The sequence below is a fragment of the Pseudomonas sp. BJa3 genome, from assembly GCF_026343815.1.
Lineage (GTDB): Bacteria > Pseudomonadota > Gammaproteobacteria > Pseudomonadales > Pseudomonadaceae > Aquipseudomonas > Aquipseudomonas soli.
On the sequence record NZ_JAOXMC010000004.1, the window covers coordinates 158,357 to 182,605 of the forward strand.

26 protein-coding genes are annotated in these 24,249 nt (G+C 64.5%); 10 read left to right on the top strand and 16 right to left on the bottom strand.

Annotation, left to right across the window (positions count from 1 at the left end; all coding sequences use genetic code 11):
• Positions 1-80 precede the first annotated feature (80 nt).
• From OH705_RS05910 to OH705_RS05920, 3 genes are all read right to left on the bottom strand, one after another.
• Positions 81-986 (bottom strand): alpha/beta fold hydrolase, encoded by a 906-nt coding sequence (locus OH705_RS05910; RefSeq protein WP_094010274.1) that lies wholly within the window; start codon positions 984-986, stop codon positions 81-83.
• A 173-nt stretch (positions 987-1,159) separates the two neighbouring features.
• Positions 1,160-1,846, bottom strand: a complete 687-nt coding sequence (locus tag OH705_RS05915) for an LrgB family protein (RefSeq protein ID WP_094010275.1) — start codon at positions 1,844-1,846, stop codon at positions 1,160-1,162.
• Positions 1,836-2,222 carry a CidA/LrgA family protein gene (locus OH705_RS05920; protein WP_217867217.1) on the bottom strand — a complete coding sequence of 129 codons (387 nt, stop codon included), beginning with the start codon at positions 2,220-2,222 and terminating at the stop codon, positions 1,836-1,838. Before OH705_RS05920 ends, OH705_RS05915 begins: the two co-directional genes overlap by 11 nt.
• Positions 2,223-2,324: 102 nt before the next feature.
• Here OH705_RS05920 and OH705_RS05925 point away from each other — a divergent pair, with 102 nt between their 5' ends.
• Positions 2,325-3,212: a LysR family transcriptional regulator gene (locus tag OH705_RS05925; RefSeq protein ID WP_038707364.1), complete on the top strand. Its 888-nt coding sequence runs from the start codon at positions 2,325-2,327 to the stop codon at positions 3,210-3,212.
• 37 nt (positions 3,213-3,249) lie between these two features.
• On the opposite strand, the gene OH705_RS05930 is transcribed toward OH705_RS05925, so the two are convergent.
• Positions 3,250-3,705, bottom strand: coding sequence for a flavodoxin (locus OH705_RS05930; RefSeq protein WP_046857095.1), 456 nt, complete (start codon positions 3,703-3,705; stop codon positions 3,250-3,252).
• 185 nt (positions 3,706-3,890) lie between these two features.
• Between OH705_RS05930 and OH705_RS05935 the strand changes: the two genes are divergently transcribed.
• The 5 genes from OH705_RS05935 to OH705_RS05955 all read left to right on the top strand — a co-directional run bounded on the left by OH705_RS05935 (position 3,891) and on the right by OH705_RS05955 (position 6,645).
• Positions 3,891-4,514: a hypothetical protein gene (locus OH705_RS05935; protein WP_267301375.1), complete on the top strand. Its 624-nt coding sequence runs from the start codon at positions 3,891-3,893 to the stop codon at positions 4,512-4,514.
• A 147-nt stretch (positions 4,515-4,661) separates the two neighbouring features.
• Positions 4,662-5,234: an antibiotic biosynthesis monooxygenase gene (locus OH705_RS05940; protein WP_267301376.1), complete on the top strand. Its 573-nt coding sequence runs from the start codon at positions 4,662-4,664 to the stop codon at positions 5,232-5,234.
• Positions 5,235-5,310: 76 nt separating this feature from the next.
• Positions 5,311-6,003 carry a dihydromonapterin reductase gene (gene folM, locus OH705_RS05945; RefSeq protein ID WP_023630530.1) on the top strand — a complete coding sequence of 231 codons (693 nt, stop codon included), beginning with the start codon at positions 5,311-5,313 and terminating at the stop codon, positions 6,001-6,003.
• Positions 6,004-6,014: 11 nt separating this feature from the next.
• On the top strand, positions 6,015-6,311 hold the full coding sequence (locus OH705_RS05950) for a DUF1244 domain-containing protein (protein WP_023630529.1): 297 nt from the start codon (positions 6,015-6,017) through the stop codon (positions 6,309-6,311).
• Positions 6,304-6,645 (top strand): HopJ type III effector protein, encoded by a 342-nt coding sequence (locus tag OH705_RS05955; protein WP_267301378.1) that lies wholly within the window; start codon positions 6,304-6,306, stop codon positions 6,643-6,645. The genes OH705_RS05950 and OH705_RS05955 overlap by 8 nt, the downstream gene beginning before the upstream one ends.
• A gap of 36 nt (positions 6,646-6,681) precedes the next feature.
• Here the strand turns inward: OH705_RS05955 and OH705_RS05960 are convergent, their stop codons facing one another.
• The 4 genes from OH705_RS05960 to OH705_RS05975 form a co-directional block, all read right to left on the bottom strand.
• Positions 6,682-7,590 (bottom strand): alpha/beta fold hydrolase, encoded by a 909-nt coding sequence (locus OH705_RS05960; protein ID WP_267301379.1) that lies wholly within the window; start codon positions 7,588-7,590, stop codon positions 6,682-6,684.
• Between the two features lie 97 nt (positions 7,591-7,687).
• A complete protein-coding gene (locus OH705_RS05965; protein WP_267301381.1) occupies positions 7,688-8,374 on the bottom strand; it encodes a GNAT family N-acetyltransferase in 687 nt (228 codons plus the stop codon).
• 167 nt (positions 8,375-8,541) lie between these two features.
• The gene (gene fabV / locus OH705_RS05970) at positions 8,542-9,741 is read right to left on the bottom strand and encodes an enoyl-ACP reductase FabV (protein ID WP_094010279.1); all 1,200 of its coding nucleotides are present in this window, start codon (positions 9,739-9,741) and stop codon (positions 8,542-8,544) included.
• 149 nt (positions 9,742-9,890) lie between these two features.
• Positions 9,891-10,742 carry a LysR substrate-binding domain-containing protein gene (locus OH705_RS05975; protein WP_267301383.1) on the bottom strand — a complete coding sequence of 284 codons (852 nt, stop codon included), beginning with the start codon at positions 10,740-10,742 and terminating at the stop codon, positions 9,891-9,893.
• Positions 10,743-10,876: 134 nt separating this feature from the next.
• Between OH705_RS05975 and OH705_RS05980 the strand changes: the two genes are divergently transcribed.
• The 4 genes from OH705_RS05980 to OH705_RS05995 are packed head-to-tail and all read left to right on the top strand — an operon-like array spanning position 10,877 to position 15,046.
• Positions 10,877-11,926 (top strand): agmatine deiminase family protein, encoded by a 1,050-nt coding sequence (locus tag OH705_RS05980; protein WP_267301384.1) that lies wholly within the window; start codon positions 10,877-10,879, stop codon positions 11,924-11,926.
• Positions 11,923-12,819 (top strand): N-carbamoylputrescine amidase, encoded by an 897-nt coding sequence (aguB, locus tag OH705_RS05985; RefSeq protein ID WP_038707359.1) that lies wholly within the window; start codon positions 11,923-11,925, stop codon positions 12,817-12,819. Before OH705_RS05980 ends, aguB begins: the two co-directional genes overlap by 4 nt.
• 3 nt (positions 12,820-12,822) lie before the next feature.
• Positions 12,823-13,917 (top strand): extracellular solute-binding protein, encoded by a 1,095-nt coding sequence (locus tag OH705_RS05990; protein ID WP_267301385.1) that lies wholly within the window; start codon positions 12,823-12,825, stop codon positions 13,915-13,917.
• Positions 13,918-13,921: 4 nt separating this feature from the next.
• Positions 13,922-15,046, top strand: a complete 1,125-nt coding sequence (locus OH705_RS05995) for an agmatine deiminase family protein (RefSeq protein ID WP_267301386.1) — start codon at positions 13,922-13,924, stop codon at positions 15,044-15,046.
• Positions 15,047-15,094: 48 nt separating this feature from the next.
• Here the strand turns inward: OH705_RS05995 and OH705_RS06000 are convergent, their stop codons facing one another.
• The 8 genes from OH705_RS06000 to OH705_RS06035 all read right to left on the bottom strand — a co-directional run bounded on the left by OH705_RS06000 (position 15,095) and on the right by OH705_RS06035 (position 24,243).
• Complete coding sequence (locus OH705_RS06000; protein WP_267301388.1) at positions 15,095-15,814, bottom strand: OmpA family protein; 720 nt, start codon at positions 15,812-15,814, stop codon at positions 15,095-15,097.
• Between the two features lie 95 nt (positions 15,815-15,909).
• Positions 15,910-16,554: an MBL fold metallo-hydrolase gene (locus OH705_RS06005; RefSeq protein WP_031315462.1), complete on the bottom strand. Its 645-nt coding sequence runs from the start codon at positions 16,552-16,554 to the stop codon at positions 15,910-15,912.
• Between the two features lie 11 nt (positions 16,555-16,565).
• Positions 16,566-16,913 (bottom strand): type II toxin-antitoxin system ChpB family toxin, encoded by a 348-nt coding sequence (locus tag OH705_RS06010; RefSeq protein ID WP_267301390.1) that lies wholly within the window; start codon positions 16,911-16,913, stop codon positions 16,566-16,568.
• Positions 16,910-17,188: an AbrB/MazE/SpoVT family DNA-binding domain-containing protein gene (locus OH705_RS06015; protein WP_023631284.1), complete on the bottom strand. Its 279-nt coding sequence runs from the start codon at positions 17,186-17,188 to the stop codon at positions 16,910-16,912. The genes OH705_RS06010 and OH705_RS06015 overlap by 4 nt, the downstream gene beginning before the upstream one ends.
• 156 nt (positions 17,189-17,344) lie before the next feature.
• Positions 17,345-18,037, bottom strand: a complete 693-nt coding sequence (locus tag OH705_RS06020; protein WP_023631285.1) for a sensor histidine kinase — start codon at positions 18,035-18,037, stop codon at positions 17,345-17,347.
• Positions 18,034-19,641 (bottom strand): response regulator, encoded by a 1,608-nt coding sequence (locus tag OH705_RS06025; protein WP_267301391.1) that lies wholly within the window; start codon positions 19,639-19,641, stop codon positions 18,034-18,036. The genes OH705_RS06020 and OH705_RS06025 overlap by 4 nt, the downstream gene beginning before the upstream one ends.
• Before the next feature lie 310 nt (positions 19,642-19,951).
• Positions 19,952-22,669: a LuxR C-terminal-related transcriptional regulator gene (locus tag OH705_RS06030; RefSeq protein ID WP_038707357.1), complete on the bottom strand. Its 2,718-nt coding sequence runs from the start codon at positions 22,667-22,669 to the stop codon at positions 19,952-19,954.
• Positions 22,670-22,878: 209 nt separating this feature from the next.
• Positions 22,879-24,243, bottom strand: a complete 1,365-nt coding sequence (locus tag OH705_RS06035; protein ID WP_104444513.1) for a DUF1329 domain-containing protein — start codon at positions 24,241-24,243, stop codon at positions 22,879-22,881.
• Positions 24,244-24,249: the final 6 nt, after the last annotated feature.

The following is a 24,249-nucleotide window of genomic DNA, read 5'->3' on the forward strand; positions in this document are numbered from 1 at the left end:
TCTCCGCCAGCCGCCTGGGCCGGGCAATCAAGCGCACCGTGGCGAATGCCGCTTTATAACGACCGGCGATGATCGCCCAGTCAGGACCAGGCAACCTTCAGTGGGATATAGCTCAGCGGCTGTTCACGAAACGCCAGGTAATGGCGCAGCACCTGCACCGGCGCCTCGGTGTGCGGATAATGGCCGATGCCCTGCAGCACCACGGTGTCCGGCTGCGGTACCAGTTCGCGGTAGCGCTCGACCATGTGCGCGCCAGACAAAGGATCGACCGCGCCATTGATGAAGCGCAGCGGCACGCCGGGGCGCTGCAGCGCGGCGACCCAGCGTTCGCGCTGGGCCCGGCGCTCCGGCAGGAAGCTGACCAGTTTATGCAGGATCCGTGGGCCACGGTTGGAAACGATCAGGCTCCAGTAGTCATCCAGGGCGCTCTCGCTGGGATGCGTGCACGGGCCATAGACCTGGGTGACGTTGCGCACCAGGTCATCGCGTCCGAACGAGCGCCCGACCAGCCAGCCCAGGCGGCTGAGCAGCAGCTTCTGGACCAGCAGCACCCGGCAGCTCTCGGGGAACAGCCCGCTGTTGAGGAACACGCAACTGGCCACCTGGAGCCGCTGTTCGTGGTGCCGGGCCAGCAGCTCCTGGGCAACGCTGCCGCCGTAGTCGTGGGCCAGCAGGTGCACCGGCTGGTCGATATGCAGGTGCGCCAGCAAGGCCTGCTGCAGGTCGGCCTGCTCGAGCAGGCTGTAGTCGTGGTCCGCAGGCTTGGCCGAATCGCCGAAGCCAAGCATGTCGCAGGCCACCACGCGAAAACGCTGGGTCAGGGGTGCCCACAGGTAGTGCCAATCCCAGCTGGCCGTGGGGAAACCGTGAAGCAATAGCAGGGGCTCTCCTTGCCCTGCCGTCCAGTAGCGGATGCTCTGGCCCCGGAAAGTGAAACCCTGGCTCCGGGTGCGCCAGACGCACAATGGAATTTCGGCCAGTGGCATCACGGTCGTCCCGGTGGATAAGTGTCGGAAGAGGGCAAGGCTGCGTTCATTGCATGTCACCTCGGCACATACATGTGCTCTCTATGTCGAGGCTCAGTCTAGAGGCCTATACGAAGGTGATAAGTCGCCTTGGCAGCCAGCCTGATGACCGTGCGAGTCAGTGGCACGAACGGTCAGACCAGCATCACCAGCAACGGCGCGGCCAAGAGGTTGAGCAGCCCGGTCAGGACCATGACCAGGCCGGCCACCGAGCCTTCCTCGCGCCCGACTTCCTGGGCGCGGCTCACCCCCGCGCCATGGGCGCCGACACCGAACAGAGCGCCCCGTGCCAACGGTGTGCGCAAGGGCAGCCAACGCAGGAGAATGCCGCCGAACATCGCCCCGAGCACCCCGGTAAACATCACGAACACCGCTGTCAGCTCCGGCACGCCGCCCAGGTCCTGGGCCACGGGCATGGCGAACGGTGTGGTGATCGAGCGCGGCAGCAACGACAGGCTGACCGCATCGTCCAGCGCGAGCAGGTGCGCCAGCGCCCAGGAGCTGCCGATGGAAGCCACGCTGCCGGCGAGCATGCCGACCAGCAGCGCCGGCCAGTGCCGCGCCAGCAGTGCCCGTTGTTGCCAGATCGGCACCGCGAACGCGACGGTGACCGGGCCGAGGACGCCCATCAGCCAATGCGTGTTGCGAGCGTACTCGGTGTAGGCGGTGTGCAGCGGCACGGCCACCGCCAGCAGCAAGGCCGGCACCAGGATCAGCGGCGACAGCAGGTAGCGTCCGCTGCGCCGGTACAGCCAGCGGCTGCCCAGGTAGGCGCCCAGGGTCAGGGCCAGCCAGAACAGCGGCATGGGTTCAAGGCTCATGGCGCAGCCTCCAACGGCACACCAGCTCGACAGTGACCGCGGTGACCACCATCACCAGCAGGGTGCTCAGCGCGATCACCAGCAGGATGCGCCAGCCTTCGCTGCGCAGCAGGCTGCCGTAGTCCAGCAGGCTCATCAACGCGGGAATGAAGAACAGCAGCATCTCGGCCATCAGCCAGCCGGCACCCAGTTGCAGCGTGGCGGGTTTGAGCAGGCCGGTGGCGAACAGTGCCAGCAGCAAGGCCAAGCCCATCACACCACCAGGAATCGGCCAGCCAAGCCAGGCGGCCAACTGGCCACCGATCAGGAACAGCGCCAGCAACACCGTCAGCTCGGCGAGCAGGCGCAAGGTCTTTTTCAATAATGCAGGATTCATGGGCGGGAGTTCCTCGACAACGAGCCCATTGTAAAAGTCGGCCCCCTAGGCCAGAAGCGAATTGTTAGACTGACAGCCATTCCAAAACGGAATCCAGCACACATGGAATTCAAACAGCTGCGCAGTTTCATCGAAGTCGTCCACAAAGGGGGCTTCACCCAGGCGGCGGGCACCCTGCACGTCAGCCAGTCGGCGGTGAGCAAGCAGGTCGCCCAGCTGGAACAGGACATCGGCCAGCCGCTGCTGGAACGCCAAGGCTCACAGCTGCTGCTGACTGCCGCCGGGCGCATCGTCCTGGAACGCGGCGAAGCGCTGTTGCGCCAGCGCCAGGAACTGCTGAGCGAACTGGACGACCTCAGCCAGATGGCCCGCGGCGAATTGCGCCTGGGCCTGCCGCTGCTGGGCAGTGATGCGCTGTTCGCCGGATTGTTCGCCGAGTACCGGCGGCGCCATCCGAATATCTCGATCCAACTGCTCGAAGGTGGCAGCCGCATGGTCGAGCAAGCCGTCAAGAGTGGCGAGCTGGAGTTGGGCGGTAGCCTCACCCCGAGCGACCCGGCGTTCGACTACCAGCCGTTCTGCAATGAGCCACTGGAGGCCTTGCTGCCCGCCGGCCATCCGCTGGCCGGGCAGGTCGACGTCGCCCTGGCACAGCTGGCCGACACGCCGTTTCTGCTGTACCAGCGCAGTTTCGTGCTCAACGATCGATTGCTCAGCGCCTGCCAGCAGGAAGGCTTCACGCCCAAGGAGGGTGGGCGTAGCGGCCAGGCAGACTTTCTTGCCGCATTGGTGGCGGCCGGGCAAGGCGTGGTGCTGCTGCCGGCGATCGTCGCACGGGCGCTGGAACGGCCCGGGGTGGTGCGCTTGCCGTTGCGGGCGCCGGAGTACCTGCGTTGGGATATCGCCTTCATCTGGCGGCGCGGGGCGTATCTGTCACGGGCGGCGCAGGCGTGGCTGGCATTGTTGCGTGAAGACTCAGCCATGCATTGAGGCGACCGGCCCTATCGCGGGGCCGGTCCAGGCAACATCAGCCTTTCAGCACAGCCGCAAACTCCGCCAGCCACGGCTCGGCATCGGCCTCGGGTGTCACGGTCTCACTGGCATCGAGTCGCAGCATCGGCAGCACTTCGTTCACCCCCAGCTCGGCAAACAACTCACGCATCTGCTCGCCACCGCCGCAGTAGGTATCGCCGTAGCTGGAGTCGCCCAGGCCGATCACCGCCCCTGGCAAGCCGCGCCAGGCCGCCGGCAGCACATCGCGGATCGTGCTGTACAGCGGCATCAGGCTGTCGGGCAGCTCGCCCATGCCGGTGGTCGAGGTCACCGCCAGCAACGCGTCGGGGCCAAAGCCCTCGATGTCCTGCAGGGTGGCGCGTGCCGCGTGCCAGGCTTCAAGGCCGGCAGCCTTGAGCAGCGACTCGGCGTGGCGGGCGACTTCGTCGGCGGTGCCGTACACCGAACCGGAAATAATGGCGACTTTCATCGGGTGAGGATTCCGAAACTGAGTGAAAACGTAGGATACTAGCACTCGACAGTGGCAAAAGGCCGCCCCCGCCTAAAGTCACTAGCTTGAGAATTATCCGACGAATGCCCGGAACGAAACGGACTAGCCACTGTCCACCGCCGTGAACAAAATCGCCGTTACCGATTGCCCCTTCGAGTCAGACCATGCAAGCAGACGCCCTACTCTCCCAGGACGAACTGGACTTCATCCAGGACATGCAGCATTCGCCCCAATTGAACCTGGCTGACCCCATGTCGAGCCTGCTGGTCAATGGCGACCGTCATCTCAAGGACCTGCTCACCCGCTTGGTGGCCAACGAGCAGGTGACGCTGCAAGCCAGCTTCAATAATCAGCAGCTGAGCTTCCCCCTGCAACTGGTCGAGGATGAGTTCCACGCCTTGCACCTGCAACTGGGCTCGCCGGACATCTACGAGGACGGCCCCATGCGGCGGCCATGGCGCCTTTCGCTGCAGCAGCCGACCGCGCTGCTGGACGATCACGGCCAGGCCAGCGACCTGTGGGTACGCGACATTTCCTTCAAGGGTGTGCTGCTGGAAGTGCGCGGTGGGGCTGAAGCCCCTGCGCAATTCAACCTGCGCTTCGCCGCCGAGGACATCCCGCCGATCGGCCTGCACGGCGCACTGCGCCGGCGCATCACCCCGCGCCTCGCCGCCTACGACCTGACCCACACTCCGGCCGAAGAGGTCGAGCGCCTGCGCGAATATATCCTCCAGGCCCACCGCAAGGCCCACCCCGAGCTGCACGCCCAGGCACCCAACACCTTCTGACGACCGTCCAGCCATTGAAACTGACCGGTCATGATTGATCGGCGATAATCCGTGCCCGATTCTTGCAAGCCCGCCTGCGCCGCCCATCACCCCGGGCCGCAAGCCAGGGGCCGGCTACCCGCCAGCCCCGTCGTCAGGAGATACACGATGTCTACCCCACCCGTCACCTTGATGGTGTCGCGCCGTGCCGCCTGCGGCCGCTTCCAGGACCTGCTGGCCTGGCTGCACGAAGGCGAGCAGTTGGCCACCGACTTTCCCGGCTACCTGGGCTCGGGCATCCTTGCCCCGCCGAGCGAGGGCGACGAATTCCAGATCATCTTCCGCTTCGCCAGCGAACAGACCATGCACGCCTGGGAGCATTCCGCCTCGCGCAGGGCCTGGCTGGAACGCGGTAACGGCCTGTTCGAGCGCCCCAAAGAGAGGCGCGTGAGCGGTATCGACGACTGGTTCGGCACGAATACAGTGCAAAAACCACCACGCTGGAAGCAGGCAACGGCCATCTGGCTGGCGTTCTTTCCGGTTTCGCTACTGTTCAACCTGCTGTTCGGCCACTGGCTGGCGCCACTCGACCTGCTGCCTCGAGTGCTGCTCAGTACCCTGGCCCTGACGCCATTGATGGTTTACCTGTTCATCCCGCTGTCCACCCGGTTGTTGGCCGGCTGGCTCAACGCCACGCCACGCGCCGCCACCGAGCGTTCCCAGGGGCTGCGCAGCCGCTGAGGCACGGGCTCGCAAGGCCGTGCAGTTCGGGTATGCTGGGGCATCACGCACGGACAGACGAACAGACCGCCCGAACATGAACAGCCCAATCCTCATCACCGGCGCCAGCCAGCGCGTCGGCCTGGCCCTGGCCATGGAGCTAGCCCAGGCCGGCCATACGGTGGTCAGCGCCAGCCGCACCTTGCAGGGGCAGGCTGCCCACCCGAACATCCGGCAGTTCCAGGCCGACCTGACCCGCAGCGAAGACCGCCAGGCCCTGATCGAGTACCTGCAACGCGAGTACGACGGCCTGCGTGCGATCATCCATAACGCCTCGCTGTGGCTCGACGATGGCCTGGACAACCTCGACACCATGTTCCGCCTGCACGTCGAGGCGCCCTACCACCTCAACCTCGCCCTCGGCGAGCTGCTGGACAAGGTGGACAAGGCCGACATCATCCACATCTGCGACGAGACCTCCTCGCGCGGCAGCAAGAGCCACATCGGCTATGCCGCGACGAAGGCCGCGCTGCAGAACATGGTGCTGTCGTTCGCCGAAAAATACGCGCCCAAGGTGCGGGTCAACGGTATCCTGCCTGGCCTGCTGATCCTCAAGGAAGGCGGCGACGAGCAGTACCGCGAGCAGACGCTGAAAAAGGCCCTGCTCGAATTCGAACCCGGCGCCCGCCCGTTGATCGACGCCGTGCTGTTCCTGCTGCAAAGCCAGTACAGCACCGGCAGCCAGGTGGTCATCAACGGTGGCCGCCATCTGAAGAACCGCATGACCTGAAGAGATCGCCCATGACCCCGCAACAACAGCTCGAACTCGAAGCCGCCGCGTTCCGGCGCCTGGTCGACCACCTGCAAAAACGTACCGACGTGCAGAACATCGACCTGATGAACCTTTCCGGCTTCTGCCGCAACTGCCTGTCCAAGTGGCTCAAGGCCGCCGCCGATGATCGCCAGATCGAGCTGAGCCTGGACGATGCCCGCGAGCAGGTGTACGGCATGCCCTATGCCGATTGGAAAGCCCAATACCAGAACGAAGCCAGCGCCGAGCAGAAAGCGGCGTTCGAACAAGGAAAACCGCGTGACTGACCTGAATACCCTGCGCAGCAGCCTCGCCAGCGGCGAACACGTTTTTGCCGACACCCTGGCCTTCATCGCCGCGAACTACAGCTACCAGCCCCAGGCCTTCGACAATGGCGACGTGCACAACGCCGCCGGGCAGAACGAAGGTTCGTGCAAGACCCTGGGCCTGGCGCTGCTCGAAGGGTTGAACGACCAGGAGGCACTGCTGGCCTTCGGTGAGCACTACCGCAGCGTGGTCGCCACGCCCGAGGGCAGCGACCATGGCAATATCCGTGCGCTGATCAAGCATGGGCTGGCCGGGGTGAAGTTCACCACCCAGCCACTTGCGCGCCTGGGCTGATAGCAGATGGGGCCGCTGTGCGGCCCCAACCGGACATCAACTGATGAGCCGGCCTGGTGTTCCAGCCTCAAGGCGCCCCTTGTGCAACCACTCCAGCGCAATCGGCCACAGACTTTCACGAAACCGATCGTGAAAGAACGCGAAGTGCCCGATCTCCCCGACCGAGATATCCACAGGCGCCACCCGCAGATGCCGCCGCTCGCCCGTTTGCAGGTACCCCAACAATCGTTCAGTGGCCGCCACCGTGCCGAACGGATCGTCAGTCAGGCTGATGGCCAGGGTCGCCGCCTGTACCTGGGCAAATGGCGTCGCCGACAGTAGACGCCCACTGGGCCGCTGCTCGTAACGCGGCGTACGGGCAACCCAATCGCGTACCACGCCGGCCGGGGTATCCTCCAGCCAGCCCAGGCGCTTGCCGGGGAAATAGCCGAACATCCGGGTCAACAGCGGCATCACCACGTGCCATTTGCCGAACAGCTGCCAACGCTGCTCCGGCGCATAATCGCGCCAATAGGCGAACTGCGCGCCCACCAGCAGTGCATGGCGCACCTGCCCCGCCGACGGCGCCAGCCCGAGCGCCCAGCCGCCGAAGCTGTGGCCGACCACATGCATCGGCTGGCCCGGATGCTCGGCGGCGGCCAGTTGCAACATCGCTTCGAAGTCCAGCCGGCCCCAGTCGCTCCAGGACGCCTGGAAACCGCGCAGCGCGGCCGGGCGCGACTCGCCGATACCGCGATAATCGTAGGTGAGCACGTCAAAGCCCTGGGCGAACAGGTAGTCGGCGAAACGCGAGTAATAGCGGCAACGCACCGAAGTGGCGGCATTGATGATCACCAGGGGACGCAGGGGATCGGGCTTAGCGTGGCGCCAGCGAAATCCGCCGAGGCCATAGCCGTCGGCGGCGACATGACGAAAGGCACAGGCGGGTTGGGTAAGGCTGCTCATGGCGCGCTCCCTGCGGCGTCGCGCCATGCTGGCGGACGGGCTGTTGTCGTGCGCCAACGCTAGCAAAAAAAACCTTGCCTGTAATCGCGGGACAGGCTCAGGTGGTCGGCAGCGCCCGCGCCACGCCCGGCTTGCGCAGCACCGCCAGGCGCGAGCCGTGGTAGCGGGTTTCGCGGAACAGCTTCCAGCGACCGAACAGGCCATACACATGCATCACCCGGCCCTGCTCGTGGTAGCCCATGCGCAGGTGCAGTTTCATTGCTGGCACATTGTGGGTCTCCACCACGTCCACCACCTTGTGGCAGCCCTTTTCGCGCATGGTGTTCCACAGCTCGACCTGGGCTGTCACCGACAACTCGCTGCCAAAGTACGGCCGGGTCATCTCGCCGCCGAACTCGAAGAACTCGCCGGGTTTCACCGGGAAGGTGCAACCATAGTAATGCTTGTCGTGGTAATCGACCACGCTGGCCCAGATGAATGCCACGGCATCGCCCTGCTCATCCAGGTACATGTGCCCGGTATGGCCCTCGGCGGCTAGCTCGCGCATGGTCTCGACACGGTCGCCGAAATGTCGGGCGAAGGCATCGGCATTGGCCGTGGTGATCTGCGCCAGGGTGACGGGCGCATGCGCCTTGAGGCTGTGCGGCGGCACCGGACTGATCAGGTCGCGCTCCATCCACAGCAGTTCCCAATGGAAAAACACGTAGCGCTCGAAAACAGTCTTGAAGGTGCGCTTGAGGCCCTTCTGGCGAATGCGTTCTTGTAGTTTTTGCAGTACACCCATTGCTCCCTCCTCGGCGCCAGCGAAATTGCCAAGCCAATAGCTGGGGTATAGATCAGGCGGAGGGTAGCCATGGCAAAGGGCCAGCGAGGGATTTGTTTCAGAATATTAACAAGTCGTCGGCGGGAACCGCGCAGCCGTCATGAACGGCTGCGCGGTCAAGGACTTGCTTACAGCTCGACGCAGTCGAACCGTACGTCGGTGGCCACGTCTTCGTCGTAGTTGACGTCAGCACGCTCGAAGCCGAACAGGTTGAGGAACTGCTTCTTGTAGCCGGCGTAGTCGGTCAGCTCGAACAGGTTCTCGGTGGTCACTTTAGGCCACATCTCACGGCAGGCGTTCTGCACGTCATCACGCAGCTCCCAGTCGTCCAGACGCAGACGGCCCTTCTCGTCCAGCGCCGCCGGGGCGCCATCGGCGCGGTACATGCGGTCACGGAACATGCGATCCAGCTGGTGTTGGGTACCTTCGTGGATACCCTTCTCCTGCATGATCTTGAACACCATCGACAGGTACAGCGGCATCACCGGAATGGCCGAGCTGGCCTGGGTAACCACGGACTTGAGCACGGCCACGTTGGCACTGCCACCCACTTTGCCGGCCAGGCGCTGGGCGGTTTCGTCCAGGTCCTGCTTGGCCTTGCCCAGCGCGCCGTCCCAGTAGATCGGCCAGGTGATGTCGGAGCCGATGTAGCTGAAGGCCACGGTACGGGCCTGTGGCGCCAGAACACCGGCGGCATTCAGGGCGTCGATCCACAGTTCCCAGTCCTGGCCACCCATCACGGTGACGGTATCGGCGATTTCCTGCTCGGTGGCCGGCTCGATGCTGGCCTCGATGATGGTGTCCTTGTTGGTGTCGATGGCGGTCGACTTGTACGGCTGGCCGATCGGCTTCAGGGCCGAGCGGATCACTTCACCGGTCTGCGGCAGCTTGCGCACCGGCGAGGCCAGGGAGTAGATGACCAGGTCGACCTGGCCGCCCATTTCGTTCTTGATCAGCTCGATGACCTTGGCGCGGGCTTCGTCGGAGAAGGCATCACCATTGATCGACTTGCTGTACAGGCCTTCGGCCTTGGCGAACTTGTCGAAGGCGGCGGCGTTGTACCAGCCGGCGGTGCCGGCCTTGGTCTCGGTGCCCGGCTTTTCGAAGAACACGCCCAGGGTATCGGCCTTGAAGCCAAACGCCGCGGTGATACGGGCGGCCAGGCCGTAGCCGCTGGAGGCACCGATCACCAGGACTTTCTTCGGACCATCCTCGCGCACGCCCAGCTTGCGGGTGGCTTCGATCTGGTCACGGACGTTGAGCTCGCAGCCCTTGGGGTGAGTCGTGGTGCAGATGAAACCGCGAACCTTGGGATGAATGATGGCCAATGTCTGTACCTCGTCAGGTTTAGGCTGTGGTAGCGCCCGGATTCGGGTGCTGCCGTTTGATCTAGAGGGTGAGACTACCCTCGCAAGTCATCCGACACATATTACGGGGTGATCGGAGCAATGAAAAATCGCAGCGGCTCTGATAAACGCTATACCTGCGCCAGCGCCGCCTTCAACCATCCCAGGAACTGCCGCGCCAACGGATCCTCCTGGCTTTCCCAATGTACCAGGCAGCTCCACACCGGCCCGCGCACGCGCTGTGCCGACAAGGGCCGCAGGCGCCCTTCGTCGACCATCCGCCGCGCCAGCAACTGACTGACCAGGGCGATCCCCAGCCCCTCGCCCGCCGCCTCCAGCAGCAACCCTGGGTCGGAGAAGTTCAGCCCCTTGCCTTGCTGCCCCACGTCCTCCCCGCCCTCCAGTTGCCAATGGCTCCAGTCCATCTCCCGCTCGCCATGCAGGGTGGTTCGCCCCTGCTCGGGCAGGTCCGGATGGCACGCCGGATACAACTGGTCCTGGTGCAGCACGGTAAAGCTGCATTCGGCTTGGGCGCCGATATCGTCGCGGATCGCCAGGTCGATGGTCTCGCTGGCCATGTCCGGCACCTCGAAGCTGGTGAACAGCCACAGGTCGACTTCCGGGCAGCGCTGGTGGAAGTCCGCCAGGCGCGGCAGCAACCAGTGCCGGGCGAACGCCGGGGTGGTGTTGACCACCAGTTGGTTGGGCTTGCGGTACTGCTCCAGGCGGCGGATGCCCACCGCCAGTTGTTGCAGCAAGGCCTGAGTGGTGCTGAGCAGATCGTGCCCGGCGTCGGTCAGGCTGACGCTACGGCCACTGCGGTGGAACAACGGCTGTTCCAGGTAGCCCTCCAGGCTGCGGATCTGCTGGCTAATCGCCGACTGGGTGAGGTTCAGGGCCTCGGCGGCCTTGTGGAAGCTGCCCAGCCGGGCAGCGGCTTCGAAGCCGCGCAGGGCGTTGAGCGGGGGCCAATGCTTGAGCATGCTGATAAGCCTGACTGATCAGAAATACGCTAAATCTATCGTTTGTCGCCCTGGATTCCCAGTCATAACATGGACAACAACACCCGCGACGGCGGGCTTCGTTGATAACAATCCCTAATAGATCGGAGTTCACTATGACCCTGTCCCTCGACAGCGGCTGGCGCATGCCCGCCGAATGGGCCCGCCACGCCGCCACCTGGATGATCTGGCCGCACAACCAAACGCTGTGGGAGTCGGGCTGGGGCGTGACCCTGGCCGACGTGCAGCGCGACTACGCCCGAGTGGCCTCCGCCATCGCCCGCTTCGAGCCGGTGAAGATGGTGGTCGATCCGTCGGCCATGGCCATCGCCCGCGAACTGTGCGGCGCCGGTATCGAGCTGGTCGAGCTGGCCGTGGACGACAGCTGGTGCCGCGACAGCGGCCCGACCTTCCTGACCCACCCGCAACACGGCGTGGCGGGCCTGAGCTGGCGTTTCAACGCCTGGGGCGGCAAGTCCGATCACGGCAAGGACCGCAGCCTGGCCCGGCGCATCCTCGACCACCTTGGCCTGGAAGGCCTGAGCACTCCGCTGTGCAACGAAGGCGGCGCCATCCATGTGGACGGTGAAGGCACCCTGATCACCACCGAATCGGTGCTGCTCAACCCCAACCGCAACCCGGGCCTGAGCAAGGCTGACTTCGAGGATTGCTTCGCCCGCCTGCTGGGCATCCGCAAGACCATCTGGCTGCCGGGCGACCCGCAGTACGTCACCGGCGACATGACCGACGGTCACGTCGATGGCGTGTGCGCCTTCGCCCGCCCCGGCGTGCTACTGGTGGACGCCACCCACGACCAGGGCTCGGTGTATGCCGAAGTGGCCCGCGAAAACCGCCGCGCGCTGGAACTGGCCACGGACGCCCAGGGCCGTTCGTTCGAACTGCTCGAGCTGTTCGAGGCCACCGCGGCCGTGGACACCGAAGCCGAGGTGTTCTGCGCCTCGTACACCAACTTCTACCTGGCCAACGGCGCGGTGATCATGCCGGCCTATGGCATCGACGCCGACCAGGCCGCGGCGCAGCAACTGGCCCTGGCCTTCCCCGGTCGCGAAGTGGTACCGGTGCGCATCGACCATATCGCCCACGGCGGTGGCGGCATCCATTGCATCACCCAGCAGCAGCCGGCCTGGCAAGGAGCGCGCCCATGAGCACGCTGCGCATCGCCACCACGCAGATGGCCTGCAGCTGGGACCTGCCCGCCAACCTCGACCACGCCGAACAACTGGTGCGCCAGGCCGCTGCCAAGGGTGCCCAGGTGATCCTGTTGCAGGAGCTGTTCGCCACCCCGTACTTCTGCATCGAGCAGTGCCACAGCCACCAGGCCCTGGCCCAGGACTACCACGACAGCCCGCTGCTCAAGCGCTTCGCCGCGCTGGCCAAGGAACTGGGCGTGGTCCTGCCACTTAGCTGGTATGAACGGGCCGGCAACGCCTTCTTCAACTCGCTGACCGTGGCCGATGCCGACGGGCGCCTGTTGGGTGTGTATCGCAAGACCCACATCCCCAACGCCATCGGCTACCAGGAAAAGGAATACTTCAGCCCCGGCGACACCGGCTTCAAGGTCTGGGACACCGCCTTCGGTCGCCTGGGCATCGGCATCTGCTGGGACCAGTGGTTCCCCGAGACGGCCCGCTGCCTGGCGCTGATGGGCGCCGAAGTGCTGCTGTTCCCCACTGCCATCGGCTCGGAGCCTGGCGCCGCCGAACTGGATTCACGCGACCATTGGCAGATGGCCATGCGTGGCCATGCCGCCGCCAACCTGCTGCCAGTGGTGGCCGCCAACCGCGTCGGCCATGAAGTGGCGCGCAGCGACGACAGCCTGAGCATGCGCTTCTACGGCTCGTCGTTCATCTGCGACCACAAGGGCGCGATGCTGCAAGAGGCCGACCGCGACAACAGCGGCGTCTGGCTGCACGACCTGGACCTGGCGCGCATGCGCGAAGACCGCCTGAGCTGGGGCATCTACCGCGACCGCCGCCCCGACATGTATGCGCCGCTGCTGACCCTTGACGGCCGTACCCCACCGACTGCGAGGGCCTGAACCATGCCAAGCCGTCCATCGAAACTGCTCGCCATCGCCGCCCTGCTGGCCTGTGCCGGTATTGCCCAGGCCGAACAGGACGCCCTGCGCCTGTACAACTGGGCCGACTATTTTGCCGAAGACACCCTCAAGCGCTTTACCGCCGAAACCGGCATCCCGGTGATCTACGACGTCATGGACGGCAGCGAGGTGCTCGAGGCCAAACTGATGTCCGGGCGCAGCGGCTACGACCTGGTCTTCCCTGGCGACACCGTGGCCGAACGGCTGATGCGCGCCGGCAGCCTGCGGACCCTGGATCGCAAGCAGCTGAGCGCGCTCGATGATATAGAGCCCGGCCTGCGCCAATTGCACGACCGCTACCCCAAGGCCAGCCAGGCCACCGTGCCCTACACCTGGGGCACCATCGGCCTGACCATGGACGCGAAGAAGATCCGCGAGCGCATGCCCGACGCCCCGCTCGACAGCCTCGACCTGCTGTTCAAGCCGGAGCTGGCGGCCAAGTTCGCCGACTGCGGCATCTCGATGATCGACTCGCCCGACGAAGTGCTGGCTGTGGTCCTTCACTACCTCGGCCGCGAACCGCGCAGCGCCAAGCGCGAGGACCTGGCCGCCGCCAGCGAGCTGCTCAAGGGCATCCGCCCGTACGTGCGCAAGCTTCAGTCACAACCGGTCACCGAGCTGGTCAATGGCAACACCTGCCTGTCGCTGGGCTACAGCGGCGACGTGATCCAGGCCCAGCGCACCGCCGAAGCCGCGGGCAAGGCCATCGACTTCCAGTACCGCGTGCCTCGCGAAGGCACCACGGTGTGGATGGACACCATGGCCATCCCCGCCGATGCCAAGCACCCGGAGTACGCCTATCGTTTCATCAACTTCGTCATGCGCCCGGAGAACATGGCCGCGATCAGCAACTTCACCGGCTACCCCACTGCCAGTGCCAAGGCCCGGTCGCAGGTGGACGCGCGCCTGCGTGACAACCCGGACATCTACCTCAGCGATGCCACCTTCACCCGCTTGATCCCGGGCAAGGACATCCCCCAGGCCGACATGCGCGCGCGCATGCGTGTCTGGACCCGTTTCAAGACCGCACAGGACTGACCCCATGCCCACTCGCCGCACTTTCCTCCAACACATGAGCGTCGTCGCCGGCCTCGGTGCCGCCGCCGGCTTCGGCCTACCCTTCGCCAGCGGCAGCGCCCGCGCCAGCGAAGCAGGCCGCTGGTTCATGCCCGACGAGGGTGAGCCGCACCAGCGCGCCTACATCGCCTTCGGCGCCCAGGACGCCATCTGGGAAGACTTCACCGAAGACGTCCAGGCCGCCCTCGGGCGCATCGCCCGCGCCATCGCTGCCTACCAGCCGGTGACAGTGTTCTGCCGCGCCAGCGAAAGCGACATTGCCGAGGAGGAATGCGGCAGCCACAACATCACCTACGTCGAGACCGAGCTGGACGACATCTGGATGCGCGACATCGGCGCCAACTTCGTGGTCGATGACGATGGCGCGCTGGGCGCCGTGGACTTCAACTTCAATGGCTGGGGCGGCAAGCAGCAACACCGCCATGACGCCAAGCTCGCGGCCCGCGTTGCAAAGTTGGCTGGTGCCCAGTACCAGCGCAGCGAGCTGGTGGGCGAAGGCGGCGGTATCGAAGTGGACGGCCATGGCACCGGGATCATGACCGAGAGCAGCTGGATCAACAGCAACCGCAACCCAAGCTGGAGCAAGGCCCAGGTCGAGGCGGAACTGAAGGAGCGGCTGGGGCTGCGCAAGATCATCTGGCTGCCGGGCATCAAGGGCAAGGACATCACTGATGCCCACGTGGACTTCTATGCCCGCTTTGCCGCGCCCGGCGTGGTAGTGGCGAACCTGGACAACGATCCGGACTCCTACGACCACGAGGTGACACTCAAGCACCTCGAGATCCTGCGCAACGCCACCGATGCCGACGGGCGCAAGCTACAGGTGCATACGATGTCGCCGCCTTTGAAACCAAGGCGCAGCAAGTTCAACGAGGACAATCCGGATTTCGCGGCGGGGTACATCAATTATTTCGTGATCAACGGAGCGGTGATCGCCCCGCAGTTCGGCGACCGCAGTGCCGATGAGCAGGCGCGGGCGTTGCTGGTGAAGCTGTACCCGGGGCGCAAGGTGGTGCAGTTGGACATCGACGCCATTGCGGCGGGAGGGGGCGGGATTCACTGCGTGACCAACCAGTGCCCGGCGATCTAGCGCAATTGCCGGGGCTGGCGCGCAGCCCCGGCATCGCCAATCCGGCGCTTATGGATACTGCTGCACGGTCCCTTGCTGGTCATACTGCTGGCCCGGGATCGGCTTCAGGTTGACCTCGACCCGACGGTTCTGCGCACGGCCGTTGGCATCGGCGTTGCTGGCGATCGGCTGGTCCGGGCCCATGCCACGCACGCTGACCCGCGACGAATCCACGCCCTGGGAGGTCAGGTAGGTGCTGACTGCCTGGGCGCGGCGCTGCGACAGGTCCATGTTGTGCTGGCGGCTGCCGGTGCTGTCGGTGAAGCCCACCACTTCGATGGTGTTCTGGTTGAACTGCTTGAACGAGTTGGCCAGGTTGTTCAGCGGCGAGTAGAAGCTTGGGGCAATGTTCGCCGAATCGGTGGCGAAGGTGATGTTGCCCGGCATGATCAGTTTGATCTGGTCACCCTGGCGCTGCACTTCGACGCCGGTATTGGCCATCTGCGCCCGCAGCTCGGCTTCCTGCTTGTCGGCGTAGTAACCGTAACCGGCAGCGGCGGCACCGACCGCGGCGGCACCGATCAACGCCCCCTTGCCACGGTTGTTGTGGTCGATGGCGGCACCGGCGATGGCGCCGGCCAGCGCGCCCAGGCCACCATATTTGGCGGTCTTGCTCATCCCTGTGGAGCCCTGCGCCCGGCCCTGGCTGTCGTACGGGTTGGGGCTGGCACAACCAGACATCAGCGCGGCGGCGGTAGCGACGATAATCAGACGACGCATGGTGAACATGGACAAGCTCCTACTGAAATTCGAAAGTGCAGCGGATCGACTACGGATCTATGCCAGCCTTGGATTGCAGCGCAGCGGAAAAATTCCATGAAACCTCAGGCGCGCACGAAGGGGTTCTCGCGCATCTCGTCGCCGAGGCGGGTGTCCGGGCCATGGCCGGTCACCACGATGGCGTCCTCATCCAGGCGGTACAGCCGTTCCTTGATGGAACGAACGATAGCCCGCTGATCGCCTCCCCACAAATCGGTGCGTCCGACACCACGGCGGAACAAGGTATCGCCGGCGATCAGCAACTTGTGCTCAGCGAACCAGAAACTCATCGAGCCCGGCGTGTGCCCGGGGGTGTGCAACGCCACGCCGCAGCCGCAGGCCAGCGCCTCATCGTCGCTCAGCCATTGGTCCGGCGACGGTACCGGCGTATAGGGCACGCCGAACATCTGGCACTGCATTTCCAGGTTTTCCCACAGCGGCTGGTCGGCCTTGTGCAGGTGCAGCGTGGCGCCGGTCAGCTCCTTGAGCCTGCCCGAGGCGAGGAAATGGTCGAAGTGCGCGTGAGTGTGGATGATGCTCACCAGGGTCAGGCTATGATGCTGCAGGCGGGCGAGGATCTTCTGCTCGTCCCCGCCCGGGTCGACGACGATGGCGTGCTTGCTGACCGGGTCACCGATCAAGGTGCAGTTGCACTGCAAGGGGCCGACGGGGAAGGTTTCGCGGATGAGGGTTACCGCAGGATTTGCCATGAAACGACCCATTACTCGAATAGTGTTTGAACGCGCGCCAATGCATCCAGGATTACCGCCTCAGGCACAGACTCGATGCGCTTGGCTTGCCTTGCCTCCAGATCAACGACCCGGATCTGATTGCACAGCAATACGCCTTGCGTCTGGGTACCGGCGCCGCTAAGCGTAACCGCGAATCCCGCATGTCGGGCAAAATCCTCGCCCTGCGATATCGGCGCGATCACTGCAAGCCCGGAAATATTGAACGTGCTCGGGGTAAGGACCAGTGCTGGGCGTGCCGCACCCTGCTGCTCTCGACCAACGGTAGGGTCCAGGTTGACCCTGACGATGTCTCCCCTCGCGAACTTGGCGCGCCTCACACTTCACGCCCGGTCGGACGCATCGTGTTCCAGGCAGCCATGTCCTCCGGCTCCGGAGCATTCAGATCGCACTGCGCCATCAACTCTTCAAGCGTGTACTTGGGCTTCGATCTGACAGGCTTGAGCACCATGCTCTCGCCAGCCGTATCCAGACTCAAGGTTGATCCCACTTCAAGACGCATCTGCTTAAGGACGGTGGAGGGAATTCGAATAGCGGCGCTATTTCCCCACTGCTGAATCTTGATCTGCATAAGTATCTCCCACGGTAGATACATAGTAGAAACCCTCCCGGCGATAGCAAGTGAAATGTAGAAACCAAGTATCTACATTGCCACTCGTCCAGCGCAGAAAAAAGACCACCTGCAGCGAGAAGGAAATGCCTCACTTTATCTTGGGAAACGAGCCCATGCAGGCAACAATTTCTACCGTCTTCAGGGCAGATACAACCGGAACAACCCGCCCCCCAGCGTCCCGCCATTGGCGATCTCGATCCGCCCGCGCACGCCATTGCGCTCGTGCAACGCGGCAATCCGCGCCGCGAAATACAGCCCCAATCCAGTACTGCCACTCTGCGAATCGATGCCCTGCACGTAGTCATGCTGGCGTTCGAGCATGCGCTGTGGATAACCGGCGCCGTCGTCGTTGACGCTGATCACCAGCTGCTCGCCCTCTTCCTCGATGCTGATCAACAAGGCGTGGCCGGCATAGCGGATGGCGTTGGTGAGGACGTTGGCCACCACCGAGGCGACCAGTTCACGGTCGAAGAAACCCAACGGGCTTTCGGTCTCGATGCGCCAGGTTGCGAGGATGTCGCGATGCTTGATCACATCTTCCTGGGCCGCCAGTTGGGCCTCGATGAAGTCGTCCAGCTCGTGGTAGTCCGGGCAGATGGGCAACTGGTTGACGCCCAGCTTGTAGAGCCCCAGCAACTGCACCAGCATGCCGTTCAGGTGGCTGAGCTCGTGCTCCACCACGCCCTGCTCGGTACCGCCGCGCAGCTCCTCGGGCAGGCGCGCCAGCCATTGGCTGTGTGCGTGGGTCAGTGCCGAAAGGGAGTTCTTCAGGTCGTGCACGGTGGAGGCGATCACCGTGGAAAAATCCAGCCCCTGGTTGTCCTGGTTCATGCGCCAAAGACCCGGATGTGCAGTTTGCGATAACGGTCGTAGCGGCTGTCGCTGGCGGGAATGCCGGCCACGCTGGTAAGACAGTCGCGGCACTCCTGCATCAACGCCGGCGGTGGCGTCTCGCCGCCGATGCGCAGCAGGGCCTGGGCGGTGTTCAGGGCGATACTGATGTTCTTCGGCTGCAGCGAAAGCGCCTTGCGGAACATGCCCAGCGCCTCGTTGAGCTGGCCACCCTGGTAGCTGCGCACGCCCTGACGGTTGAGGTCCACGGCTTCGGTCACCGCTCCCAGCACCAGCGGGTCGTCGGTGAGTTTGGCGACGCTCTGCATGACCTTGGGGTCGTCCCCGTAGGTTTCCACGCAGCCCTTGAGGATAGAGGTGCCCGCCGCGTCCTGACCAAGTTGCTGCAATTGCTTGGCCACCGTCAGCGCCGCCTCGACGGAGAAAAACTGATCCATTTTTTCCAGGCGCAGCATGGCCTGCTCGGTGAGCTTGGCGGCGGTATCCGGGTCTCCGGCCTGCTGCAGGCTGGCAGCCTTCATCAGGCGGGCGCGCACCTGCAGGCCCTGGTCCTCGACGTTCTCCTTGGCCACCTCGCTGAGCACGGTGTTGATTTCCACCCGGGTGCGCGCATCGAGACCGTTGCCGGTGTTCTTGCTCATCAGCGCCTGGACCAGGCCGAGATTGCTTTCGGCGTCTTTGTAGCGCGAGCTCTGTCCCTGGTTGACCGCATGGCGATAGGCCTTGGACGCGCTTTCGAAGTCGGCGTTATCCAGCGCCAGCTTGCCCAGCGCGGCCTGGCGGCGCACGGCGAGTGGCGACAGGCGCACGGCCTCCTCGAGCATGTGCTGGGCGCGCTTGGTTTCGCCCTGGGCCACCAGCACATCAGCCATGCCATCGTACAGGTTGGGCATGATCGGGAAGGCCTTGAGGGCTTGCTCGTAGACGCCCTGGGCCTGGGCGTTCTGGCCACGCTTGTGCAACAGGCTGCCGAGCGCCGCGTAGGCCCAGGGTTGCGGGCGGCTGGCCAGGATATTCTTGAGGAACTTCTCCAGCTCATCAAAGCGATTGAGGTCGCGCAGGGCGTCGGCGCGATAGCGCAGGCACAACGGGGCAAACCGCGGGTCTTTCTTGCACAGCTCGGCGCAGGCGGCGAGTACCTCGGCCGGGCGGCTGCGATCCAGGGCCTGGAGAATGGGCTTTAGCAAGGTCTTGCGCTGGGTCAGTTTCTCCAGACGCTGGGCCAGGCCCACACGGTTGAAGGGCTTGGTCAGGTAGGCGTCGGGTTCGTGCTCGATGGCGCTGAGCACGATGGCCTGGCTGCTCTCGGCCGTGACCATGATGAACACGCACTCATGGCTGATGAGCTTGTCGAGAATCAGGTCCTCGAGCACCTGCTGGCCATTCTTCTTGCCATCGCCCAGGTGGAAATCCTGGAGGATGAAGTCGTAGCGTTTCTGCCCGCACAAGCGCAGCGCCTGTTCGCCACTGTCGGCGGTGTCCACGTCACGTACGCCCAGCTCGCGAAGCATCGAGCGGGTCGAGGTGCGGAAGTCGGTAAAGTCGTCGACGATCAGAAAGCTTTTTTGCCCATACTGCAGCATCAACACGACCTGTATTGGAAGAAGTGGGGAAGTGGCGCACGGCGATGCGTATCGCCGAAAAGTGTATCGGCAGCGGATCGGGAAAGATGAGCCCGGAACGGCGATAGCCTTGTGCCGCTATGTTAACGGCCGCCCATGCCGCAGATCACTAGTGTCCTGTCTCAAAAATACGTTCTCTTTTGGCGAGTGGCTTGGGTGTTCGGCCAAGGCGCCGCGACGAGTCATAGCAGTGCTCTGGCGAGGAGTGGCAACGCGGGCCGGGCGCCCAAGACGCCGCCAAAAGTGAACAGCTTATTTCCGAGACAGGACACTAGACGAGCAACCCGAGGGACTTGGCCCTGGCCACCGCCTGGGTACGCCGTTCCACACCCAGCTTGCTGTTGATATGACTGGCGTGGGTCTTGACCGTATGCAGGGAAATGAACAGCCGCTCACTGATCTGCTGGTTCGAACAACCCTGGGCGATAAGCTCCAGCACGGCGAACTCGCGGCTGCTCAGGGCCTCGGTGGTGCAGGTGCTGGCGACGAGGGCTTGCGGCAGGTGCGTCAGCAGATCGCGCTGCACGGGGCAGGCGGCACGGCCGGCCAACTGCTCGCGCAGCCATTGCGGCTGCTCCTCGATCAAGCGCTGGAATGCCTGCAAGGCACCGCCCTGCGCGGCCTCCAGTGCCTGCGCAAGCAGCTTGGCCGCCTCGGGCTCACGCCCCTGGGCCAACAGCAACGCGATCAACTGGCACTGCGCGCTGACCATCAGCGTCATGCCAGCGCTGGCCTGCCCGCGCTCGATCAGCCTGTGCAGCCTCGCTTCGGCATCGTCGACACGGGCCAGCACCCGCTCCAGCAACGCTTGCTGCAACTCGATATGCAGCGGCAACAAGGGGTGGAACTCCGGCGCGGCGGCAGGCTGCTCGCCACCGTAGGTCTGCCCCAGGCGCAACAGCCACGACTCCGCCAGGTCCGTACGTCCCTGGGCCAACCAGAGCTCGCACTTCACCAGGGTAATCATGGCCAGGTAGAAGATCGGCGGCACATCCCAGATATGCATCAGCCGCTCGGCCTCGGCCAGCTCGGAGAATGCCTCGGCGAACCGCCCTTCGCGCCCATCGAGCGACGCGATCACGCAATGCCCGATCAGGACACTGATATCGCGACAGCTCCGCGCCTCGCTGAGCCCGGCGCGCAAACGCGCACGGCCCGGGGCACAGTGCAGGCGGGTGGCCAACAGGTAGCCTTCGTACAAAGTGAGGCGGGCGCGCACCGCATACAGGCGTTGGCCCGACAGGCCTTGCAACCTTTGCAGCCCCTGGCGCACTTCATCCAGTGCCCGCAGTATCTCGCCTCGAGCGTGCAGCACCCGCGCCCGGTCGTAATGGGCCAATGCCTCGAACAGCGGATTGCCGACCCGTTGCGCCAGCTCGAGCGCCTCTCGGTTCCAGCCCCGCGCCCGCCAGAAATCGCCATCGGCGATGGCCAGGTTCGACAAGGTCGACAGACACACCAGGCGCTGCCCATAACGTTTGCTCGGCAAGCTCTGCAGCGCCTCGCCACAATAGGCGAGGGTTCGCTCGCGATCACCACGGCCGCGGGCGATGACCCCACTCAAGGCCAGCCACTGGGCGAGCATCGATTTTTGCGCCGTGGCCGAAGGCGCGGGCAGGAACCGGCTCAGGTAGGCCGCCAGCTCCTCGGCGGCGTCCAGCTGGCAGGCAAGCCCCAGGGCCCAGCTGTACAGGACAATCAACCTGGGCGTGCTGATCAGCAGGCTGTCGGGCAGATCCATTTTCCAGCGCAGCAGCATGCCGACATTCTGCTCGGCGAGCAGTTGCTCCTCCGACAGGCTTTGTACCAGGTCCGCCGCAACATCCAGATGGCCGGCCCGCAGGGCCTGCTCCACCGCCTCATCCAACAGGCCCTGCCCCTCGAACCAGCGGCAGGCACGCAAGTGCAACCCCGCCTGGGGGCCACTGGCCTGCCGGCTGCGCAACAGGTCGGAAAACAGATGGTGATAGCGGAACCACAGCCCATGCTCATCCAGCGGCACCAGGAACACCTGGTGGGCCTGCAGGTAGCGCAGGATCTCGGCACTGTCGTGCCGCTCACGCAGGGCATCGCACAGTTCGGCGCAGAAACGTTCCTGGCAGGCGGTGTCGTAGAGAAACGCCTGCACGGGCGCCGGCAGGATTTCGATCACCTCCTCGAGCAGGTAGTCACGAATCAGTCCCTCGCCGCCATGCAGTGCCTGGGGCAAGGCGTTGTCATCGCCGGATTCGCTGGCCGCCAGCTGCCAGAAACGCAGCCCGGCCACCCAGCCGTCGCTGCGCTGGATCAGATTATCCAAGGCCTGGCCGCGCAGACCGGTAGGCTGACGACCAATCACCGCCAACGCTTCATCGGCAGTCAGGCGCAAGTCCTGCTCGTTGAGCTCGACCAACTGGCGCGACAGGCGCAGGCGTGCCAAATGCCAGTCGGGCCGCTGACGGCTGGTGACCAGCAGGACCAGCCCGGCAGGCAGGTGATTGAGGAAGAACTGCAGGCATCGATCGAGCACCGGGCCCTGGGCCAGATGGTAGTCATCCAGGACCAGCAGCAGGGGGGTGTCCGGCTGCAGATAGAGCGCGAGCTCATCAAGCAGGCCATCGAGCCATTCCTCGAAGGCGAAGGGCTGATGACGCTGGCGCATTTTCAAAAGGCCCATGGCCTGCCCGCCGAGCGCCGGGCAGAACTGCTGCAGCCCTTCGAGCAGGCGCTCGAGAAAACGGCCCGGGTCGGCATCGCGCTGGCTCAACCCTAGCCAGAGGCTGCGCCAATGGCCGGGCAACTCCTGGCAGAATTCGATGGCGAGCGAGCTCTTGCCGAACCCGGCCGGTGCGTTCACCAACAGCAGACGCCCGCCCAGCCCGCCTTGCAAGCGCTGGCACAAGCGCGCTCGGGGGACGTGAGCCTCCGGCAGGGGTGGACGGAAGAAACGCCCGTCCAGCAGGCCCAGGGCCTGGCTGGCGACTCCATGCGTACGGGACAAATCTGTCATGGCCGGCTCGTTCTGATTGGAGTAATGCGGCAGTACGGATGGTTGCGAGACTAGCGGCAAACGCGGCGCATTTGAAGATGATGGAAACGCATCGAGCGAAAAAGACTACAACAAAAAGAAACAATGCTGATGGACGGACACCCCTGGAACAGAAACGCCCCGGCAAGCCGGGGCGTTCTGGGAGATCAAAGGAGTTTGCGTTCAACGGCTCAACGCACACCCGCCTGGCGCAATGCCGCTGGCTGGAAGTCAGCCTTGCTGGCGCTGAAGCCGAAGTCGTAGGCGCGCTTCTCTTCGTTCTTCATGCCCAGCGCCAGGTAGCGACCCGACTGCAGGTCGTAGATGGCTTCCAGGGTGTACCACGGCACCTGCACGTTGTAATACGGCTGGGCGTGAGCCTCGGAAACACGCCACAGCTGGTTGCGGCCGTCATACTGGTCGATCACCGCGGCCTGCCAGGTGTCCTCGTCGATATAGAAGTCACGCTTGGCATAGATGTGGCGCTGGCCCGGCTTGAGCGTGGCGACCACGTGCCAGACGCGACGCAGCTCGTAACGCGACAGGTCCTGGTTGATATGCCCGGCCTTGATGATGTCGCTGTACTTGAGCTTCGGATCGTCCAGCTTATAGGCGTTGGAGGCGATGTACATCTCCTTCTTGCCTTCGAGCTTCCAGTCGTAACGGTCTGGCGCGCCGTTGTACATGTCCAGGTTGTCGGAGGTGCGCAGGCCGTCGGCGGCGGTACCCGGGCCGTCGTACGACACTTGCGGCGCCTGGCGCACACGACGCTGGCCGGCGTTGTAGATCCAGGCCTTGCGCGGTTCCTTGACCTGGTCAAGGGTTTCGTGGACCAGCAGCACGGTCCCGGCCAGACGCGCCGGAGCGGTCACTTCCTGCTTGAAGTAGAACAGGATGTTGCCGGGGTTGGCCGGATCGTAGTCCTTCATCTTGTCGCGGAAGACGAACTGGTCCTGGAAGTACACCAGGCTGTAGGAGCCGTTCTGCTGCGGGGTGGCCTGGGTGACCAGGCGGGTCACGCTGCCGCCACGGTAGCGGGTGATGTGGTTCCAGATCACCTCCACGCCATCCTTGGGAATCGGGAACGGTACGGCTGTCTTGAAGTTCTCCAGGCCGTTGCCACCTCCGACCAGGGTGGTCTTGGTGGCGTTTTCCTTGATGGCGGCGAAGACATCGTCCGGCACCGTGGAGCCGCGGTGAGTCTTGTACACCGGAATCTTGTAGGTATCCGGGTAACGCTTGAGCATCGCCACCTGGCCAGGCGAAAGCTTGTCCTTGTACTGGTCGACGTTCTGCGCGGTGATGGTGAACAGCGGTTTTTCGCTGGCGTAAGGGTCGGAGAGGAAGCCCTTGGCGTCGGCACTGCCGGCGCTCTTGGACAGCGGCTCCCACGGGCCGATGGAACCATCGGCGTTACCGGCCTTCTCGGCGCCCATCGGGGTGAGCGACGCGCCCAGCTTGGCGGCCTCGTCAGCGGAAACCGCAGCCATGACGCTGGTTGCCAGCAGGGACATGCCCAGTACACCGGCTTGCAGCAGACGTGTGGTCATTTTCATTCTTTG

Excerpts from the sequence above, each read along its gene's own strand:
- OH705_RS05910 (WP_094010274.1), bottom strand. The coding sequence starts at position 986 with ATGCCACTGGCCGAAATTCCATTGTGCGTCTGGCGCACCCGGAGCCAG.
- OH705_RS05915 (WP_094010275.1), bottom strand. The coding sequence starts at position 1,846 with ATGAGCCTTGAACCCATGCCGCTGTTCTGGCTGGCCCTGACCCTGGGC.
- OH705_RS05920 (WP_217867217.1), bottom strand. The coding sequence starts at position 2,222 with ATGAATCCTGCATTATTGAAAAAGACCTTGCGCCTGCTCGCCGAGCTG.
- OH705_RS05925 (WP_038707364.1), top strand. The coding sequence starts at position 2,325 with ATGGAATTCAAACAGCTGCGCAGTTTCATCGAAGTCGTCCACAAAGGG.
- OH705_RS05930 (WP_046857095.1), bottom strand. The coding sequence starts at position 3,705 with ATGAAAGTCGCCATTATTTCCGGTTCGGTGTACGGCACCGCCGACGAA.
- OH705_RS05935 (WP_267301375.1), top strand. The coding sequence starts at position 3,891 with ATGCAAGCAGACGCCCTACTCTCCCAGGACGAACTGGACTTCATCCAG.
- OH705_RS05940 (WP_267301376.1), top strand. The coding sequence starts at position 4,662 with ATGTCTACCCCACCCGTCACCTTGATGGTGTCGCGCCGTGCCGCCTGC.
- folM (WP_023630530.1), top strand. The coding sequence starts at position 5,311 with ATGAACAGCCCAATCCTCATCACCGGCGCCAGCCAGCGCGTCGGCCTG.
- OH705_RS05950 (WP_023630529.1), top strand. The coding sequence starts at position 6,015 with ATGACCCCGCAACAACAGCTCGAACTCGAAGCCGCCGCGTTCCGGCGC.
- OH705_RS05960 (WP_267301379.1), bottom strand. The coding sequence starts at position 7,590 with ATGAGCAGCCTTACCCAACCCGCCTGTGCCTTTCGTCATGTCGCCGCC.
- OH705_RS05965 (WP_267301381.1), bottom strand. The coding sequence starts at position 8,374 with ATGGGTGTACTGCAAAAACTACAAGAACGCATTCGCCAGAAGGGCCTC.
- OH705_RS05975 (WP_267301383.1), bottom strand. The coding sequence starts at position 10,742 with ATGCTCAAGCATTGGCCCCCGCTCAACGCCCTGCGCGGCTTCGAAGCC.
- OH705_RS05980 (WP_267301384.1), top strand. The coding sequence starts at position 10,877 with ATGACCCTGTCCCTCGACAGCGGCTGGCGCATGCCCGCCGAATGGGCC.
- aguB (WP_038707359.1), top strand. The coding sequence starts at position 11,923 with ATGAGCACGCTGCGCATCGCCACCACGCAGATGGCCTGCAGCTGGGAC.
- OH705_RS05990 (WP_267301385.1), top strand. The coding sequence starts at position 12,823 with ATGCCAAGCCGTCCATCGAAACTGCTCGCCATCGCCGCCCTGCTGGCC.
- OH705_RS05995 (WP_267301386.1), top strand. The coding sequence starts at position 13,922 with ATGCCCACTCGCCGCACTTTCCTCCAACACATGAGCGTCGTCGCCGGC.
- OH705_RS06000 (WP_267301388.1), bottom strand. The coding sequence starts at position 15,814 with ATGTTCACCATGCGTCGTCTGATTATCGTCGCTACCGCCGCCGCGCTG.
- OH705_RS06005 (WP_031315462.1), bottom strand. The coding sequence starts at position 16,554 with ATGGCAAATCCTGCGGTAACCCTCATCCGCGAAACCTTCCCCGTCGGC.
- OH705_RS06015 (WP_023631284.1), bottom strand. The coding sequence starts at position 17,188 with ATGTATCTACCGTGGGAGATACTTATGCAGATCAAGATTCAGCAGTGG.
- OH705_RS06020 (WP_023631285.1), bottom strand. The coding sequence starts at position 18,037 with ATGAACCAGGACAACCAGGGGCTGGATTTTTCCACGGTGATCGCCTCC.
- OH705_RS06025 (WP_267301391.1), bottom strand. The coding sequence starts at position 19,641 with ATGCTGCAGTATGGGCAAAAAAGCTTTCTGATCGTCGACGACTTTACC.
- OH705_RS06030 (WP_038707357.1), bottom strand. The coding sequence starts at position 22,669 with ATGACAGATTTGTCCCGTACGCATGGAGTCGCCAGCCAGGCCCTGGGC.
- OH705_RS06035 (WP_104444513.1), bottom strand. The coding sequence starts at position 24,243 with ATGAAAATGACCACACGTCTGCTGCAAGCCGGTGTACTGGGCATGTCC.